This window comes from Dyella sp. SYSU CM1112 (genome assembly GCF_058216415.1).
The window spans coordinates 95,272-113,516 of record NZ_JBZEGI010000005.1; the positions used below are offsets into that span (position 1 = coordinate 95,272).

The window sequence follows — 18,245 nt, forward strand, 5'->3', positions numbered from 1 at the left end:
GCCGCCAGCACGCTTCAGGGTCTGAAGGAGTGAGCTATGAACGACAATCCCCTGCTGGCCGATACCCCGCTGCCCGCGTTTTCCCACATCAAACCCGATCACGTACTTCCGGCCATCGATAGCTTGCTGGCCGAGGCCCGGGCTCAGACTTCGGCATTGACGGAGCCGGGCTCCCCGCTTGATTTCGCCTCGGTGATGCTGCCGCAGGAACGCTTCGAGCAGCGCATCGCCCAGGCCTGGGCACCCGTATCCCACCTGCACTCGGTGGCTGACAGTGAAGCCTTGCGCGCGGTCTATGGCCCGGCGGAAGAAAAGCTCACCGAGCACGCGATCGAGCTTGGCCAGAACCGGGCTCTCTACGCGGCGGTGCAGGCCGTGGCGGATGCACCGGAATTTGCGGACCTGTCGCGTGCGCAACGCGCGCTGGTCGAGCACGCACTGCGAGATTTCAAGCTTTCCGGGGTCTCACTGGAAGAGCCGGCACGCTCACGCTTCCGCGATATCGGCGTGGAACTGAGCAAGCTTTCCACCGAATTTTCCAATGCCGTGCTGGACGCGACCGACGCGTGGCAGGAACACATTACGGACGAACGCGACTTGGCTGGCATCCCCGAGTCGGGACGCGCCGTGCTACGCCAATACGCCAAAGAGCGGGAATTGGATGGTTACCTGGTGACGCTCAAGCAGCCCAGCGTGCAAGCGGTCATGACCTATGCGGACAACCGCGGCCTGCGTGAACGCGTGTATTGGGCCTACCAGACGCGGGCCTCCGACCAGGGACCGCATGCCGGCAAGTACGACAACACTGCGCGCATCGAAAAGATCATGGCCTTGCGCCATGAAGCGGCGCAATTGCTCGGCTTCGCCAATGCGGCCGAAGAATCGCTGGCAACCAAGATGGCCGGCACGCCGGAGGAAGTACTGCATTTTCTGCGTGATCTTGCGGCCCGCGCCAAGCCCGTTGCGCAAAACGAACTGACCACCTTGCGCGACTTTGCCTCGGTGGAACTGAAACTGGACAACCTCGAAGCCTGGGACGTCACCTACGCTTCCGAAAAGTTGCGCCAGAAGCAGTACGCCTTGGACGAGGAACAGCTCAAGCCGTATTTCCCGCTACCCGCCGTCATCGATGGCCTGTTCGGGCTAGTGCAACGTCTGTACGGGATCTCGCTGACCCCGCGCGATGACGTGGATGTGTGGCATCCGGACGTACGCTATTACGACCTGGCCGATGCGAAGGGGCACGTCTTTGCCGGCGCGTACATCGACCTCTATGCGCGCGGCGGCAAACGCGGCGGCGCCTGGATGGACGTGTGCCGGGCCCGTTTCGACGATGAGGCGCAATCACAGTTGCCGGTAGCGTTCCTTACCTGCAATTTCGCGCCACCGACCGAGGGCCGCCCGGCTCTGCTCACGCACGACGACGTGCTGACGTTGTTCCATGAATTCGGCCACGGTTTTCATCACCTGCTGACCGAAGTGCCATTGCCCTCTGTCGGCGGCATTGACGGCGTGGAATGGGATGCCGTGGAACTGCCCAGCCAGTTCATGGAGAACTTCGGCTGGAATCGCGAGGCGCTGGATCTGTTCGCCAGGCATTGGGAAACCGGTGAGCGCCTGCCCGATGAATTGTTCCAGCGCATGCTGGCGGCGCGTCACTTTCATGCCGGCCTGTTCCTGGTGCGTCAGCTTGAGTTCGCGCTGTTCGACTTCCTGCTGCACCTGCACTACGACCCGGCCAAGGGGGCGCGCACGCTGGAGGTGCTGGAACAGGCCCGCCACGAAGTGGCCGTGTTGCATCCCCCGGCTTGGCAGCGCTTTCCGCATGCCTTCACCCACATTTTCGCGGGCGGTTATGCCGCAGGCTATTACAGCTATCTCTGGGCGGAACTGCTGAGCGCGGACGCCTTTGGCGCCTTCGAGGAGCATGCGATGGCCGGCTACAGCGTGATTGACGCACAGATCGGCGACCGGTTCCGCCGCGAAATCCTGGCGGTCGGTGCGAGCCGCCCTGCTCTGGAAAGCTTTGTCGCCTTCCGTGGCCGTAAGCCGGAACCGGAGGCTTTGCTGCGCAGCCACGGGCTGGCGTAGGCGCTTCGCCGCTTCATAGCGGGCGGCTCGGGCCGCCCGCCGCGCAAAGGAATCGGTCCGTGCAGGGCTCGCGCTTCCCGCGCCAATGGGTTCACAATCGTCCCCGCGCCGCCATGCCAGTATCGTCGGCGCTATCCGGCTGACGATTCGATAACACGATGGATGTGGGGATCTGCCATGAACGCGATAACGCAATTGCCGCCCGAGTGGCATCACTGGATTCGCGAAAACCTCTCGCGGGGATGTGCCCCGCAATCACTGATCGACGACATGGTGCGCAATCGCTTCGATCCGGTGTTCGCGCGCGCCGCAGTCAACGGTGTGATGACGAGCGATACGCCATTCACTGCACCGTTCGAAGAACGGCCCAAGCCGGCAACGGGTTACATCTATGAGAAGCCGCGTTTGCCTGCGGGCAACCTGATCCGCACTTCCGATCGCGATGTTCGTATCGTGACCCGTGTCAATCGGCCGGTTATTGCGGTGCTCGATGGCGTACTAAGCGAAGCGGAGTGCGACGAGTTGATCCGGCGCTCCGCCGACAAGATGCGTCGCTCCACCACGGTCGATCCCATCAGCGGCAAACACGAAGTCATCGCGGACCGCAGCAGTGAAGGTACATTTTTCCATCTGAATGCCGATCCTTTTATCGCGCTTCTGGATCGGCGCATTTCAGAAGTGATGCATTGGCCGATCGATCACGGTGAAGGCCTGCAGATCCTGCATTACGGTACCGGTGGCGAGTACAAGCCGCACTTCGATTATTTCCCGCCAGAAGACCCCGGCAGCCATGTACAGATGACCATCGGCGGTCAACGCGTGTCCACGCTGGTGATGTATTTGAACGAAGTGGAAGAGGGCGGCACCACCATCTTCCCGGAGATTGGGCTGGAAGTCGTGCCGAAAAAAGGTTCGGCCGTCTATTTCGAATACACCAACAGCCAGAACCAGCTCGATCGTCTCACCTTGCATGGCGGTTCGCCGGTGACGCGTGGCGAGAAGTGGATCGTTACCAAGTGGATGCGGCAGCGGCGCTATGGCGAAGCCGTGACCTCGGCAAGTTAGGCGGACTGCTCGGACCAAGCCGTTTGCTGTGGGGTGACCCAGTACCGATGGGGCCGTCGTCATTCCCGCAAAGGCGGAAATCCGCCGGCTGCGATGCAAGCAGCGAAGATGGATGGACCCTCTTCGCTGCTGAAAAGCGCATCTGCTTTCGCGAGCACGACGATCGGCAGGTAGCGTTCAAGCGGGGTAGGTCGCTTGAATGTGTCGAACAACAAACGCATGTCGCCTAAAGTTCGCTTCAATCCGCAAATCGCCTAAGCCGTCGCGCTCTCCCGCTGCGCACCGTCGGCCTCGAGGTGGTAATGCGTGGCGACCTCGACTTCCTTTTTCGAACCCAGGAATACCGGCACGCGTTGATGCAGGCCCGTCGGTTGCAACGCCATGATGCGCTCGCGACCGGTGGTGGCGGCGCCGCCTGCCTGCTCGATGATGTAAGCCATGGGATTGGCTTCGTACATCAGGCGCAGTTTGCCGCCTTTGTGCTTGATCTTGGCGTCGAGCGGATAGAAGAACACGCCGCCGCGCGTGATGATGCGATGGACATCCGCCACCATCGAGGCGACCCAGCGCATGTTGAAGTCCTTGCTGCGCGGGCCATCCTTGCCGGCCAGCAGCTCGCCGATATAACGCTGCATCGGCGGCTCCCAGTGGCGCTGGTTGGACATGTTGACCGCGAATTCGGCGGTTTCTTCGGGAATGCGGATGTCGCGGCGGCTGAGGATAAAGCTGCCCACTTCGCGATCGAGCGTGAACTCGTGCGTGCCGTGACCGAAAGTGAGCACCAAGACAGTGGCAGGGCCGTAGACCACATAACCGGCGGCGAGCTGAGTGGTGCCCGGCTGCAGGAAATGTTCGGCCTTCGGTTCCGTCACGCCATCCGGGCAGCGCAGCACCGAGAAGATCGTTCCGACCGAGATGTTCACATCGATATTGGAGCTGCCGTCCAGCGGATCGAACAGCAGCAGGTGGTGGCCCTTGGGATACATGTCGGGAATCGGTTGCGGATCTTCCATCTCCTCCGATGCGCAGGCGGCGAGCTGGCCGCCCCATGCATTGGCCTCCAGCAGGATTTCGTTGGAGATCACATCGAGTTTTTTCTGCGCCTCACCCTGGATATTGCCCGTGCCTGCTTCGCCTAGCACCCCGCCGAGTGCCCCCTTGCTGGTAGCGACGGCGATGCGCTTGCAGGCGCGTGCCACTACTTCGATCAACAAGGAAAGTTCGGCGTTGACGCGTCCGGCGCGTCGCTCCTCGATCATGAATTGAATCAGCGAAATGGGCTTCATGGTGGATCTGCTGGCGAATGGACCGCCATTTTCCCGGGTCCGCCTTACGGAAGCCAGTCGTGCTCCTGAACTCCCGCGAAGACTGCTGCTGACAACACGCTGGCAGCAGCAGGCGCGCAAGCTCATCGCATCGAAAAGGAGGGACGATCATGCGCGATACGGTTTATGTATGGGTCTTTGAGGGATTCGCCGATTGGCAGGTGGCCTTGGCTTTGGCCGAAATCCGCCGACCCGGCGATTGGGATGTGCGCACCGTCGGATTTACGCGTGAACCGGTCATGTCCATGAGTGGATTGCAGGTCCTGCCGGACATCGGCATCGATGAGCTTGATCTGGATGCCGCAGCATTGTTACTGCTGCCTGGTGGCCATTTGTGGCTGCCAAGGCAGATTGAACAGGTCGCAGAGCTGGCGCGTCGTGTGTATGACGCCGGTGCACCGGCTGCTGCGATTGGCGAGGGTGTATCCGCATTGGCGCGTGCCGGTCTGCTGGATCATTGTCGCCATACCGGCAGCTGGCCCGGCCAGCTTGCGCGTGAAGCACCGGCATATGCCGGACACGAACAATACGATGCACATGTACTCGCCGTCAGTGATGGCGGCGTGATCACGGCCAGTCACCTGGGCAGCATCGAATTCGCCCGCGAGATCATCCACACACTGGATCTTTACAGCGCAAGTGACCGCGAACACTGGTTCCGCCTGTTCAAGCATGCCGTGCCGCCCCCGTGGCTTTCCGGCGAGTTGGTAGAAACGGCCCAGGTCGCGTGAGGTTCATGCCATGAGCAAGTTCGTACATCGCATGCTGACCGCGTACCGACCGATCTATCTGCGGGGTTTATTGATGGATGGTCAGTACCGTCTGCCCGTCAAGCAAGAACCGCCGCCAGCGCCGAAGGGCAACCGGGTCATCCTGAGACCGGCATTCGATCCAGGACGCCAGCGGGTGCTGGCGGTGCCCGGTGCTGCACGGGAAAACCTGGAGGCAGTAGAGCAAGACGAGCCATTGAATGGCTTGCGCAATGCTTAGTGACCCCATGACATTCAAGGAAACATCATGCAAAAGACTTATCACGGCAGTTGTCACTGCGGCGCAGTGCAGTTCGAGGCGGATATCGATCTCACCCAGGGCACCGGGCGCTGCAACTGTTCGATTTGCACCAAGGCGCGGCAGTGGGGTGTCATCGTCAAGCCGGATGCTTTTCGTCTGAATCGCGGCGAAGAGGATCTTTCCGATTACCAGTTCGGCAGTCACAGCATGCATCACGTGTTCTGCCGCCATTGCGGGATAAGACCGTTCGGCAAAGGGCATCTGGATGTGTTGGGCGGCGACTTCTATTTCGTCAATGTGTTCTGCCTCGACGACGTCGATCCTGCTGAGCTGATCGATGCGCCGCTGCACTTTTCCGATGGGCGTAACAATAACTGGCAATCCGCGCCGACAGAAACGCGGCATCTGTGATGAGGCGCTGTCATTGCTATAGCCCGTTATCGCGATGTTCGTCTCTTCCCTGCTGATATTCCTGTGTGCATGAGCGCCCTGCCTGAAATCCTTCCCACCCTTCTTCTCCATAGAGAAGGGTGGGACATGGGGCTACAAGCGACAGGTCGTGTTGTGTCTGCCTGGCACGCCGGTCACGGCCTTCTGCCGACGTTGGCTCCGGTGAAAGAAAAACGCGCTCAATCTGCCTTGATGCATAGAGCGTTCTCACCGGCTGCGACGCACAGATGTGACTTCAGAGGCTGGTTCAATACGATCAGCTGGGCGATCATGCACGGATGCGACGCGCCGATCGCCTCTTCCTCATTATCAACGCCCTGCGCGGTCGAAGGACCGCTCTGCAGGCACGTCAGCTCGCTGAAACCTTGGGTGTCTCGTTGCGCACGGTCTACCGCGACGTCGCCGATCTTCAGCTCTCCGGTGTACCCATCGAAGGCGAGGCTGGCGTGGGCTATGTGCTGCGCAAAGGCTCGGACATTCCGCCGCTGATGTTTACTGCTGACGAACTCGAATCGCTGGTGGTCGGCACGCGCTTCGTGCGCGCCTTTGCCGGAGAAAAGCTGGCTGCGGGTGCGCAAGCGGCGCTGATGAAAATCGAAGCGGTGCTGCCGCCGGAACTGCGTGAGCGCTCTTCGCGCACGCGCATTTATGCGCCGATCTGGCGTGATGAAGAATCGGTCGCCTTCGCCGCGCGTATCGATCAGCTGCATGCGGCGATCGAAGCGCAGCACGTGTTGCGCCTGCTTTACCGTGACGAGGCTGGGCGCGAAAGTAAGCGCGATGTCGAGCCGCTTTGCCTGGCCTTCTGGGGCGGTAAATGGACGCTTGGTACCTGGTGTCGGCTGCGGCGCGATTTCCGCAATTTTCGGCCTGACCGCATTGCTTGCATCGAGAATACCGGCGAGGTCTTCGAAAGCCCAGCCGATCGCAACCTCGCCTCCTATCTCCAGGCCATGCGTGGGTATTACGCCGGACTGGAGTAAAGGTTGAGAGCGGTATTCGCCTCATCCATCCCGCGAGCGGCGTTGCTTCAGCTACCCTGCGCCAACCAACGGTTGCCGCAGGAGTCCCGCCATGCCAGGCGTCCATCACCCGCTTTTGTCGATCGCACCGGAAAAATTGCGCCCCACTCAGATGACGGTGGGCAAGGCCGAGGTGGCCGAAAAACGAACGCAATGGGAGAAGCTCGGCAAGAAGAAGCGCAAGCTGATGCTGGCCGAACATTGGTTTCCCGGTGTGCTCGGTCCGAAAAACCAGGTCTTCATCGTCGATCACCACCATCTCGGACTGGCCCTGCTCGAAGAGGGCGTGAAGCATGTGCCGGTGATGATTCAGCGTGATTTCTCGTGGCTGGAGCCGCCGGTGTTCTGGCGCACCATGGAGTTCAACCGCTGGGCCCATCCTTACAATGAACATGGCGACCGCCAGGCGTACGACGCGATTCCGCGCCGGCTCGGTGAGATGGCGGATGATCCGTATCGAACCCTGGCGGCGCGCGTGCGCATGGCGGGGGGCTATTCCAAGGACGCTACGCCGTACTCGGAATTCCTGTGGGCGGATTTCTATCGACGCCACATGACACTGAAGGCTGGGCGTGTGACTGCAAAGCAATTGCAGGATGCGTTGATCTTCGCGCATTCGCACGACACAGCCTATTTGCCGGGCTGGAGTGGCCAAATTCAATGAAAGCGGCTTTTGCAGCACCGATGCGCGTGGCTGATGTGTTGGCAGGGCTGGCTATCGCCGGGTTATTGGTGCCCGAGGCGGTCGCCTATTCGGGTATCGCAGGCATGCCGCCGGAGGCTGGCGTCGTTGCTTTGTTCATCGGTTTGATCTGCTACGGGCTGCTGGGCACTAGCCGCTTCGCGATTGTATCGTCCACCTCCTCATCGGCAGCGGTGCTGGCCGCTGGCACACTGCTGCTGTCCGGGAATGCGACATCGCACGTCGCCGTCGCTGCCATGCTGGTGGTGCTCGGTGGGTGTTGTTTTCTTGCTGCCGGATTTGCTCGGCTAGGTGGCATGTCGCATCTCATCGCACGGCCAGTGTTGCGCGGCTATACCTTCGGCCTGGCGATTGTCATTGCGCTCAAGCAACTGCCGCATTTGGGGGGCTGGCCGGATTTGCACGGCGATTTCGTACCCTTGCTGTTGGCGGATCTGGTGCGGACATCCGCACAGATTCACCCGGTGACCTTGGGTGCAGGGGCGGTAGCGCTGTTGCTGCTCTATGCGTGCGAACGCGTGCCGCGCCTGCCAGGCAGCTTGCTGGTGATAGCGCTGGGCGTGGCGATGTCGGGTTGGTTGGCATCGCATGGGGTACCGCTGACAGGTACGATCGATCTGCATTTGAGCCTAGGCATGCCCGCGTGGCCGTCGAGTGGCGAATGGTTGCCCAGCATCGAACTGGCGGCGGCGCTGCTGCTGATTCTGTATGCCGAGTCATACAGTTCGATCCGTGGCTTTGCGCTCAAACACAACGACCGTGTCGATCCCAATCGCGATCTGTTGGTGTTAGGCGTGGCGAACGTGTTGTGCGGCCTGTTTCACGGAATGCCGGTCGGCGCGGGGTACTCGGGCACTTCTGCGAACGAGGCCGCTGGGGCGCAATCGCGCTTGGCCGGGCTGGTGGCGGCGGCAACGGTACTGTTGATGGTGGCGCTACTGCTGCGCTGGATCGAACGCATTCCTTTGACCGTGCTTGCCGCCATCGTCATCCATGCGGTGAGTAAATCCTGGCGGCTTGCCGTCTTCCGGCCTTACTTGCAATGGAAGCGCGATCGCCTGCTGGTACTTGCTGCCGTCGCTGCCGTGTTATCGCTGGGCATTCTCAACGGCCTGCTGCTCGCCATCGTATTCAGTCTGGTCTTGCTGTTGCGCCAGTTCGCGGAAGCGCGCTTGAGTGTGCTCGGCCGTCTCGCCAATGGCCATGATTTCGTCGATATCGCGCAGCACCCGGATGCGGTGCAGCCGCAAGGTATTCTTATCCTGCGTCCGGAAGAACCCTTGTTCTTTGCCAATGCCGAGTCCGTCATGGTCCTGGCGCGCAAGCAAGTGGAAGGGCGTCCCGGCTTGAAGCAGGTCGTGCTCAGCCTGGAGGCGTCGCCGGATCTGGACAGCACGGCGCTTGAGTCGCTCGGCGATTTTTCACGCTGGCTGCAGTCGCGTGACGTGGGTTTGCACGTGGCGCGTTTGAAGGATGACACGCGAACGCTGCTGCTGCGCGCCGCTCTGCCCCAGCTTTCGCCACAGGCATTGAATTACTGGAGCGTGGAAGATGCCGTGCTGGCATCCATGGACACGCCGTCCGCAACGGGGAATCAAACAAAGTGAAGACTGCACTGCGTCTGGGTGGCTTGGCCGCGGGCCTGGTAATGGCCATGCCCGTATTCGCGCAGCAGAGCGCTGACGCACACTTCCAGCAGATTTACCGGCAGGAGTGGGCGTGGCGCACCGGACAGGCCGGCATCAGCGCATCAGGGGAATCTCAGCCCAATAACGGCCGCCTCGACCAAGTGGATGCGAAGAGCCAGCAGGAACGTCTCGACTACTGGCAGAAGGTGATGCAGCAGCTCGACATGGTCGACGTGAAGCAGCTCTCGCGGGCAGACCAGGTGAATTATGCGGTGTATCGCGAGCAGATCCGTAACTTCATCGCCGACCAGCAATTCAAGCAATGGCAAATGCCGTTCAACAGTGATTCCGCCTTTTGGAGCGAGCTGTATGACGATCTCGGCACCGATGGACTGCGCACTGAAGCGGACTATCGGCGCTATGTAGAGCGCCTGGGCCAGGTGCCTGCGTATTTCGATCAGGAGATCGCCAATATGCGGGCAGGTTTGAAGCGCGGCTTCAGCGTACCGCGCGCCGTGCTGGCGGGACGCGACGTATCGATCGCCGCCGTCGCCCATATCAAGGATCCCACCCAGACCACGTTCTATGCGCCGCTGCAGCACATGCCGGCGAGCATCCCCGCTGCCGACGTTGCTGCCATCCAGGCCGATGCACGCGAGAAAATCCTTCGTGGCGTGATTCCCGCTTACGCCAAGCTGCTGGATTTCTTCCGCAACGAATACGTGCCAGAGGCGCGTACTACGCTTGCAGCAGAGGCATTGCCGGACGGCAAGGCTTATTACCGTCAGCAGATCCGCGAATACACCACGCTCGATCTGGATCCGGACACCATCCACAAGCTTGGTTTGCAGGAAGTGCAGAAGATCCACGCGCAGATGCTGCAAGTGATGCGGCAAACCGGCTTCAAGGGCAGCTTCGCCGACTTCCTGCATTTCCTGCGCACGGATCCGCGGTTTTATGCCAAGACGCCGCAGGAACTGCTCGACCGCACGGCATGGGTCGCCAAGGAAGTCGATGGACAGCTCGGCAAATTCTTTGGGCATCTGCCGCGCGAGCGTTTCACCATCGAGCCGGTACCGGCCGCCATCGCGCCGTACTACACCTCGGGTCGCGGCGGTCCGGACGTTTATCTGGTCAACACGTATGACCTGCCGTCGCGTCCGCTCTACAACATGCCGGCGCTGACCTTGCATGAATCCTACCCGGGCCATGCATTGCAGCTGGAGTTGGCCGAAGAAGAACACGATCAGCCAGCCTTCCGGCGTAACGGCTACATTTCCGCGTACGGCGAAGGCTGGGGCTTGTATTCGGAATACCTCGGCAATGAGATGGGCATCTACAAGACGCCTTATCAGCGCTTCGGCTATCTCACTTACCAGATGTGGCGGGCTTGCCGCCTGGTGGTCGACACCGGCATTCATCATCTGGGCTGGACGCGGCAGCAGGCGATCGACTACATGACGGAAAACACGGCCTTGTCCGATCGTGAGATCGCCAATGAAGTGGACCGCTATATCAGCTGGCCAGGTCAGGCGCTCTCCTATGAGATCGGCTACTTGAAACTGCTGGAGCTGCGCGCCAAGGCGGAAAAGGCGCTGGGGCCGAAGTTCGACCTCCGCGCTTTTCACGACACGGTGCTATCCACCGGTTCGGTGCCCTTGCCAGTGCTGGCGCAGCGGATCGACCGGTTTATCGCCGAAGGGGGGCCGGAGCCGGATTATGGCTGCCAGTGCGGGAAAAGCGGCAACGCTCCCTGAAGGTACCAGTTGGGGTCATTGGCAAAAACTTCACCTGTGAAGTAGTATGGATTCAAGCTTCATTGGGAGAGTCAAGTGTGACAGCTGCCCATGCTTTGCCCAAGTCCATGCCAGCCGATGAATTGAGCGGCCCTGCCCTGCGCGCCTTTTTCAAGTTGGCCGACCGCTGGAACCTGCGTATTGCCGAGCAACGAAAATTGCTGGGCGATCCGCCGGAATCCACGTTCTACAAATGGAAACGGCATCAGGAAGGCACCTTGGGACGCGACACACTGGAGCGCATCAGCTATCTGCTGGGCATCTACAAAGCCTTGCAGATTCTGTTTCCTGATGCCGGGCAAGCGGATGCGTGGCTGCACAAGCCCAATCAGGCGCCACTGTTCGGCGGACACTCGGCGCTGGAGCGCATGCTTTCCGGCAACGTGAGCGACCTGTACGTCGTGCGGCAATACCTCGACGCACAACGCGGCTGGTAATGCGGCTTCCGGCGAGCGCTTCCAAGACGTCTGTCGCAGCCAGCGAGAGCATAGCCAGGCATCATGCGATGCCGACAGGGAAGAACAACACGACACGCTGACGTGCCGCGGAAGACGCCATGCCTCTCGATACGCCTCCTCTCCGACGCATTCGCTGGACCCACGCCTACCGCATCGTACCGAGCCGCTTTCCGCCCAGCGGACTGTTCGACCGCATCGTCGATCCTGCCGATCTGGATGCCGTTTTTGCGATCGAAGCGCTGACCAATCCGCGTTTGCGCGAGGAGGCCGACGCGCTGCGACGGGTGCCGAAGGATCGCCGCATCAGCGGTCCAGGCTCGACGCCGGTGATGGCGGCATTCACGCACCTCAATCCGGAAGGCAGTCGCTTTTCCGATGGCACATGGGGCGTGTTCTACGCAGCGCATAGCGTTATGACCGCCGTAGAGGAAACGGTGTATCACCGCGAACGTTTTCTTGCTGCCACCTCTGAACCCGCCTGTGATCTCGAAATGCGCTGCTACCGCACCAGCGTCGACTGCAAATTGCACGACATCCGTGGCGCGTGGCGCGAAGCGCATGATCCTGACAGCTACAACGCCAGCATCAAGCTGGCACGCAGGCTGCGTGAAGAAGGATCGGATGGCATCGTCTACGACAGCGTGCGTCATTCGGGTGGCGAATGCCTTGCAGCCTTCTATCCCGACGTGGTGGCACCGTGCGTGCAGGCGCAACACATGATTTATCGCTGGGATGGTGAACGCATCGCGCAGGTGTTGGAGGTCAGCGAGCTGAAGCGCCGTTGATGATCCCTGCGTGCAGCGGAGGGTTGGCGCGGGGTTGTTGCTCACGAAGTCGGCTGCACGATATCGCGGTCGCTTGATTTCCAGTCAGGAATGGACATTATCAGGCAGGCTTATGATCGGTGGATGCGTCCTCATCCGAAGATCGTTTTCGACGCCTTCACGATCCTTCGATACGTCATGAGAAAGGGCTAGTCCCTCGGGAGTGTCATGAAAATTCTGCTATCGCTGCTGCTTGCTTTGATCCCATGCGTTACCTGCGCCGCGCAAACCAATCATGCCCAATGGGATTCGGCGATCGCGGCATTTGAAGCGTCCGACCGCGTGAATCCGCCGCCGAAGCATGCGGTGCTGTTCATCGGCAGCTCGTCGATCGAGCATTGGAAATCCGTCGCGGCGGATTTTCCGGAAGTGAACGTGATCAATCGTGGCTTCGGCGGATCCGAAATCAGCGACTCCACGTATTTCGCGGACCGTATCGTGGCGCCTTATCACCCCAAGGCGATCGTTATGTATGCCGGCGACAACGACTTGTGGGCTGGCCATAGCCCGCAACAAGTGCGCGATGATTTTGCGGCCTTCGTGCGCAAGGCGCGTTCGGAAGATCCGGGCGTGCCGATCGCTTTTGTCGCCATCAAGCCGAGCATGGCGCGCAAGGCCTTGCTCTCGAAGATCAAGGAAGCCAACGCGCTGGTGCGCAAGTACGCTGCGACCCAAACGGGCGTGACCTATCTCGATGTCTTCACGCCGATGCTCGGGTCCGACGGGCAGCCGCAACCCAAATGGTTTGTGGCCGATGGCCTGCATATGAATCGGACGGGTTACACGTTGTGGATCAGCATCATCAAGCCGTGGGTGGATGCGCATGCGGGCTGATGTGGCTGGTAGGCAAATCCGTTTTTGATTAGCGGCGAAGCCCATCGGCTCGGCAACTCTTGACCGCGCCAGCCTATGGCCCCGGCACCCCAGTGAAAGCCAAAGCCCCAGCTTCTGGATGGGTCAACATCGAGGGCTGATCGCTTCCTTCAGCGAAGCAGGAATAATCAGGTATCTGCGTTCGCTGCAAATCCTTCGCGCGTACCGCGCTGGAACACGCGATCGCTATCCAGCACATCAGCGGCCGCATGTGCGGTCTGCTGTTTCAGCGTGGCATAGATGGGGGTGAAGTCCGGCCGCGTAGCGTCAAACAGCTGCTCGAAGCTGTCGATCACGAAATAGGTTTGCTGATAGGTATCGATCCGGTAGCGCGTATTCATCACGCGCTCCAGCTTGAAACCGATGCGATTGGGTGCCGCCGAATCCAGGCTGTAAATCGATTCGCCCTTGGAGCTCACGATACCCGCGCCGTAAATGCGCATGCCGTCGGCCGTGTTGATCAGGCCGAACTCCACCGTATACCAATACAAGCGCGTCAGATTCATCAACGCGTCGGGGCCGATGCCGAAAGCTTTCATGCCGCCACGACCATATGCTTGCATGTAGTCGGCGAAAACCGGATTGAGCAAGAGCGGCACGTGGCCGAACAGGTCATGGAACAGGTCGGGCTCGCTGAGGTAGTCGAGCTGCTCCGGTTTGCGGATCCACCAGCTCACCGGAAAGCGGCGGTTGGCCAGATGGTCGAAAAACACCTCATCCGGCAGCAGGCCTTCCACCGCCACCAGTTCCCAGCCCGTCGCCTTGCCCAACAGCTTGTTGAGTTCGGCGAATTTGGGAATACCGCCATCGCCGAGGCCGAAGCGTTCCACGCCTTCCAGGAATTCCTGGCACGCCCGCCCCGGCAGCAATGCGCGCTGGCGCTTGTACAAGGTATCCCACACCTCATGATCGGTGCGGCTGTAGTTTGCCCAGGGTTGCTCGACCACGCCGGTGGCATACACCGGCACATAGCCGCGATCAGTCTGTTGATGCTCAACCCGGCGGGGAGTGTCGTTTTCCATGGCGGTTCGGCGTCTTAAAGGTGGCAAGCAAAATCATACGGCCGGTATCGCGCATGATGGTTGTTTTATTGTGTAGTCACAGGTTCAATGTGCAATATTCATCCGTCAATGAATGTATTTATGCGGGAATATTGCAATGACAGAGCTCGATCGGATCGATCTTCGCATGCTGGCGGTGCTCCAGGCCGAGGGACGGGTGACCAATACCGAATTGGCTGAACGCGTGAACCTGTCGCCTTCGGCCTGCCTGCGCCGCCTGCAACGCCTGGAATCCGAAGGTGTTATCGAGGGTTATGCCGCCCAGGTAAATCCGCAAGCGGTCGGTCTGGGGTTGCAGGCCTTCGTGCGCGTTCAGCTCGCCCGGCACGAAGGCGCGGCGATCGAGCGCTTCGTGGAGCGTCTTGCCAAATGGGACGAAGTGGTGGCCTGTCACGCACTGACCGGTGACATGGATTACCTCATGCACGTCTATGTCGCCGATCTTGAGCATTTTTCCCGTTTCCTGCTCGATCAGCTCTTGAATGATGCTTCCGTGGCCGATGTGAATTCCAGCTTCGTGCTGCGCACCGTGAAGCGTTCGCCATCGCTGCCGTTGCGTCAGCTCGAACGCACTTAAAGGACCGACTTAACGTTAAAATGATGTACCGATGAGTATTGAAGCCGTTTCTTCCCCGGACCGCGATCTTTTGCGACCGCTACGCTATCTGTGGCGCGTACCCCTGTTGCTCGTGCATATCGTGCTGGGCATCCTTTTGTGCGGGCTTATCCTTACCTGGAATCGCCATGCGGTGATGAAGGACGGCCGCGAGCCGTTTACCCATCGGATGATCCGAATGTGGTCCACCGGCCTGATGCGGATTTTCGGTTTGCGTTCCGTACGCATCGGGCAGCCGCTGCCGGATGCCGTGCTGTTCGTGGCTAATCACACCTCCTGGATCGACATCGAGCTCCTGCACAGCCAGCGCGCTGCCTGCTTCGTCGCCAAGGCGGAGATCGCCAGCTGGCCGCTGGTCGGATGGCTGGCATCAAGCGGCGGCACCATTTTTCATCGTCGCGGCAACAATCACTCGCTGGCAGCAGTGATGCAGGTGATGGTGGAGCGGATGCGCGAGGGCCGCTCGGTGGCGGTGTTCCCCGAAGGCGGCACCGGCCACAACGGCGTATTGAAAGTGTTTCACGCGCGCATTTTCCAGGCCGCCCTGGATGCCGAGGTGCCGGTGCAACCGGTCGCACTGCGTTTTGCCAAGGACGGTCGGCGCCAGGTCGACGCAGGCTTTCGCGAGCACGAGAACTTCTTGCAAAACTTCCTGCGCATGCTCGGCGGCGCTTCAATGGATGCGGAAGTGCACTTCCTCGAGCCGGTGCCCACGAATCCGGATGGCCGCCGCCGAATGGCTGAACTCGCGCGCGAACGTATCGCGGCGGCGCTTGAGGATCGTCCTGCATGACCTTGCCGCAAGGAGGCGATTTCCATCCGCCTTGGCCGCTGACTAATGGCCACATTCAAACCATGCTCTCCTCCAGCGGCATACGTCGGCTTCTGCTTCCACGCACGGCCTATCGGGTACTGGACGATGCGCAGCCGGTGATGGTGGACGGCGGTGACGGCATCCGCCTCACCGGATCCTTTACAGCGCAGAAAACCTTGCCTGCCTCGCGCGGCCTGGCCGTGCTGTTCCATGGCTGGGAAGGCAGTGTCGATTCCACCTATGTACTGCAGACGGGCAGTCGCCTGCTGGACGAAGGTTGGGACATCTTTCGCCTCAATTTTCGCGACCATGGCGAAAGCCATACGTTGAACGAAGCGCTGTTCCACTCCTGCCGCCTCGATGAAGTAGTGCATGCCCTGGGCGATATCGCCCAGCGCTGGCCCTCCCGCACCATCGCGCTTGCCGGCTTTTCCCTGGGCGGCAACTTCGCCCTGCGCGTGGCGATGCAGGCGCCGTCGAAAGGCATTCCATTGAAGTACGCGTTGGCGGTGTGTCCCATCATCGATCCCAGCGAAGGCTTGTTCTCGCTAGAGGAAACCGCCCCCTGGTTCTATCAGGCGTATTTCATGAACAAGTGGCGCCGTTCCCTGCGCGCCAAGCAGGCGGCGTTCCCGCAGCAAGAATATTTCGAGTTGCAGGAGCTGAAGCAGAATCTTCGCGGCCTGACCGAATCGCTGGTATTACGCCATACCGATTTCGGTTCGCTCGAAGCGTATCTGGAAGGCTATTCGGTCGCGGGCCGTGCACTCGCCGCCATGCAGATTCCGGCCACGATTCTTACGGCGCGCGACGATCCGGTGATTCCTGTCGATGCGTTTGAAAGACTGGAGCTGCCCGATAACGTTGAACTGGACATCGCCGCTTACGGCGGCCACTGCGGCTTCATCCGCGGCTGGGACATGACGAGTTTCTGCGACGACTACATCGCGGCGCGCTTCAATGCTGTCGCTGACACGGCAGCCTGACCACGCGGCCAGGCATTCAGTCGGGAAAGACGCTCAATCCGCCGGCACGCAACGAGTATTCGCCCATGCGCGCAGCGCTTCCACCCGTTCGTGCATCAATACCGACAGCGGTCTGGTCGCCTGCAGTGCGTGGAGCAAGGCCGGTTGATCGAGCGCCGCACCATCTCCGCCGGCATCGTAAAGCGCGCTGACGATAACCTGCTCGATTTCCGCGCCGGAAAACCCCTCGCTCGCTTCCGCGAGAGCATGCAAATCGAAAACGTTCGCGTCGATTTTGCGGCGTTTCAGATGAAGGTCGAAGATGGCCGCGCGCACCTCGGCTCTGGGCAGATCGACGAAAAAAATTTCATCGAAGCGCCCTTTGCGCAGCAATTCGGGTGGAAGCTCATCCACCGTGTTCGCGGTGGCAACCACGAATACCTTCGATTTGCGCTCCGCCATCCAGGTCAACAGATAACCAAGCACCCGGCGCGAAACACCGCCATCTTCCCCGCCGCTGGCCAAGCCCTTTTCGATTTCATCGATCCATAGCACGCATGGAGCAAGGAGCTCGCAGCTGGAAAGGGCTTCGCGCAGGTTCTTTTCCGTTTCGCCCTGATACTTGTCGTAGAGCGAGCCGAAATCCAGCCGTATCAATGGCACCCCGAAGCCGCCGGCGATGGCCTTGGACGCAAGGCTTTTGCCGCAACCCTGCACGCCGAGCAACAAAACGCCTTTGGGTGGGTCGAGCGCCGGCGCAGGATTAGGGTCGAGAAACACCGCGCGCCGCCGCTGCACCCAGTCGCGCACATGGCTTACCCCTGCGACATCGGCAAAGCTGGCAGTGGCGTATTCGTAATGCAGCAGGCCAGAGCGGTTGAGCAGATCGAACTTGGCCTGCATCAGCGCGGGCAGGTCGTTGGCAGTGAGCGCCCCATCGTTATAAATCAGTTTGCGCACGATGCGCCGTGCGTCGGGCGCACTCAAGCCGAGCAGGTTGCGCACGATGGTGCGTGCCGCTTCATTATCCACTTCCAGCTTGCGATTGTTTTCGCGCTGCCATGCAGCGGCTTCGCCACGCATGATGCCGGCCAGTTCCTTGATGTTGGGAAGGGCCAGCGGCACGCGTGTGGCCAGGGCGTCGAGCTCTTGCGGCAGTTCGACCTTCGCGCCGACCAGCACCAACGTATGCGCCGCCGAACGCTGCCTTTGCACAATCTCTCGTACTTGTCGCAGCGTCACGGCGTACTGCAAGCACGGTTGGAAATCGAACAAGAGGTAGATGCCGCGCTGCCCCGCTTCGCGGATCGCATGGAGCGTGGCGGTGGCATCCGGGGCGACGTCAAGATTTCTTGGTCCATTGAAATCGAGCCGTTCCAGGCCCTCGGTCAATGTCCATTGCCAAAGCGGATAAAGCGCCTGAGCGATGACATGGCGGAAACATTCAATGACCCGCTGTTCGTCTATCGTCTCGATCACCAGCAACGGTGTAGCGGCACGCACCAGCGTGCTCAGGTCATCCAGTTCGCTCATGCGTCCTCCG

At 60.6% G+C, this 18,245-nt stretch carries 19 protein-coding genes; 15 read left to right on the top strand and 4 right to left on the bottom strand.

Annotation, left to right across the window (positions count from 1 at the left end):
• Window positions 1–36: 36 nt before the first annotated feature.
• On the top strand, window positions 37–2,091 hold the full coding sequence (locus AC4HNJ_RS09335; protein ID WP_490479290.1) for a M3 family metallopeptidase: 2,055 nt from the start codon (window positions 37–39) through the stop codon (window positions 2,089–2,091).
• Window positions 2,092–2,268: 177 nt separating this feature from the next.
• Entirely contained in the window at window positions 2,269–3,156 is an 888-nt protein-coding gene (locus AC4HNJ_RS09340; protein WP_490479291.1) for a 2OG-Fe(II) oxygenase, read from the top strand.
• Window positions 3,157–3,215: 59 nt separating this feature from the next.
• Here the strand turns inward: AC4HNJ_RS09340 and AC4HNJ_RS09345 are convergent, their stop codons facing one another.
• Window positions 3,216–3,398 carry a hypothetical protein gene (locus tag AC4HNJ_RS09345; RefSeq protein ID WP_490479292.1) on the bottom strand — a complete coding sequence of 61 codons (183 nt, stop codon included), beginning with the start codon at window positions 3,396–3,398 and terminating at the stop codon, window positions 3,216–3,218.
• A gap of 12 nt (window positions 3,399–3,410) precedes the next feature.
• Window positions 3,411–4,442: a class 1 fructose-bisphosphatase gene (locus AC4HNJ_RS09350; protein WP_490479293.1), complete on the bottom strand. Its 1,032-nt coding sequence runs from the start codon at window positions 4,440–4,442 to the stop codon at window positions 3,411–3,413.
• Between the two features lie 149 nt (window positions 4,443–4,591).
• Between AC4HNJ_RS09350 and AC4HNJ_RS09355 the strand changes: the two genes are divergently transcribed.
• From AC4HNJ_RS09355 to AC4HNJ_RS09400, 10 genes are all read left to right on the top strand, one after another.
• Window positions 4,592–5,212 (top strand): DJ-1/PfpI family protein, encoded by a 621-nt coding sequence (locus AC4HNJ_RS09355; protein ID WP_490479294.1) that lies wholly within the window; start codon window positions 4,592–4,594, stop codon window positions 5,210–5,212.
• 10 nt (window positions 5,213–5,222) lie between these two features.
• Complete coding sequence (locus tag AC4HNJ_RS09360) at window positions 5,223–5,471, top strand: hypothetical protein (RefSeq protein WP_490479295.1); 249 nt, start codon at window positions 5,223–5,225, stop codon at window positions 5,469–5,471.
• 27 nt (window positions 5,472–5,498) lie between these two features.
• On the top strand, window positions 5,499–5,903 hold the full coding sequence (locus AC4HNJ_RS09365) for a GFA family protein (protein WP_490479296.1): 405 nt from the start codon (window positions 5,499–5,501) through the stop codon (window positions 5,901–5,903).
• Between the two features lie 317 nt (window positions 5,904–6,220).
• Window positions 6,221–6,925 carry a helix-turn-helix transcriptional regulator gene (locus tag AC4HNJ_RS09370; protein WP_490479297.1) on the top strand — a complete coding sequence of 235 codons (705 nt, stop codon included), beginning with the start codon at window positions 6,221–6,223 and terminating at the stop codon, window positions 6,923–6,925.
• Window positions 6,926–7,016: 91 nt separating this feature from the next.
• Window positions 7,017–7,628: a ParB-like protein gene (locus tag AC4HNJ_RS09375; protein WP_490479298.1), complete on the top strand. Its 612-nt coding sequence runs from the start codon at window positions 7,017–7,019 to the stop codon at window positions 7,626–7,628.
• A complete protein-coding gene (locus AC4HNJ_RS09380) occupies window positions 7,625–9,274 on the top strand; it encodes a SulP family inorganic anion transporter (RefSeq protein WP_490479299.1) in 1,650 nt (549 codons plus the stop codon). The genes AC4HNJ_RS09375 and AC4HNJ_RS09380 overlap by 4 nt, the downstream gene beginning before the upstream one ends.
• A gap of 41 nt (window positions 9,275–9,315) precedes the next feature.
• Window positions 9,316–11,052 carry a DUF885 domain-containing protein gene (locus AC4HNJ_RS09385; RefSeq protein ID WP_490479442.1) on the top strand — a complete coding sequence of 579 codons (1,737 nt, stop codon included), beginning with the start codon at window positions 9,316–9,318 and terminating at the stop codon, window positions 11,050–11,052.
• Between the two features lie 107 nt (window positions 11,053–11,159).
• Window positions 11,160–11,528, top strand: a complete 369-nt coding sequence (locus AC4HNJ_RS09390; protein ID WP_490479443.1) for an MbcA/ParS/Xre antitoxin family protein — start codon at window positions 11,160–11,162, stop codon at window positions 11,526–11,528.
• Between the two features lie 119 nt (window positions 11,529–11,647).
• The gene (locus tag AC4HNJ_RS09395; RefSeq protein WP_490479300.1) at window positions 11,648–12,334 is read left to right on the top strand and encodes an RES family NAD+ phosphorylase; all 687 of its coding nucleotides are present in this window, start codon (window positions 11,648–11,650) and stop codon (window positions 12,332–12,334) included.
• A gap of 207 nt (window positions 12,335–12,541) precedes the next feature.
• Entirely contained in the window at window positions 12,542–13,207 is a 666-nt protein-coding gene (locus AC4HNJ_RS09400) for an SGNH/GDSL hydrolase family protein (protein WP_490479301.1), read from the top strand.
• Window positions 13,208–13,374: 167 nt separating this feature from the next.
• Here AC4HNJ_RS09400 and phhA read toward each other — a convergent pair whose 3' ends face one another.
• Complete coding sequence (gene phhA, locus AC4HNJ_RS09405) at window positions 13,375–14,268, bottom strand: phenylalanine 4-monooxygenase (protein WP_490479302.1); 894 nt, start codon at window positions 14,266–14,268, stop codon at window positions 13,375–13,377.
• Window positions 14,269–14,404: 136 nt separating this feature from the next.
• Between phhA and AC4HNJ_RS09410 the strand changes: the two genes are divergently transcribed.
• From AC4HNJ_RS09410 to AC4HNJ_RS09420, 3 genes are read left to right on the top strand one after another with little or no spacing between them, the layout of a single operon-like run.
• Complete coding sequence (locus AC4HNJ_RS09410) at window positions 14,405–14,884, top strand: Lrp/AsnC family transcriptional regulator (protein WP_490479303.1); 480 nt, start codon at window positions 14,405–14,407, stop codon at window positions 14,882–14,884.
• Between the two features lie 31 nt (window positions 14,885–14,915).
• The gene (locus tag AC4HNJ_RS09415; RefSeq protein WP_490479304.1) at window positions 14,916–15,716 is read left to right on the top strand and encodes a lysophospholipid acyltransferase family protein; all 801 of its coding nucleotides are present in this window, start codon (window positions 14,916–14,918) and stop codon (window positions 15,714–15,716) included.
• Entirely contained in the window at window positions 15,713–16,723 is a 1,011-nt protein-coding gene (locus tag AC4HNJ_RS09420) for a YheT family hydrolase (RefSeq protein WP_490479305.1), read from the top strand. The genes AC4HNJ_RS09415 and AC4HNJ_RS09420 overlap by 4 nt, the downstream gene beginning before the upstream one ends.
• A 33-nt stretch (window positions 16,724–16,756) precedes the next feature.
• On the opposite strand, the gene AC4HNJ_RS09425 is transcribed toward AC4HNJ_RS09420, so the two are convergent.
• A complete protein-coding gene (locus AC4HNJ_RS09425) occupies window positions 16,757–18,235 on the bottom strand; it encodes an AAA family ATPase (RefSeq protein WP_490479306.1) in 1,479 nt (492 codons plus the stop codon).
• Window positions 18,236–18,245: the final 10 nt, after the last annotated feature.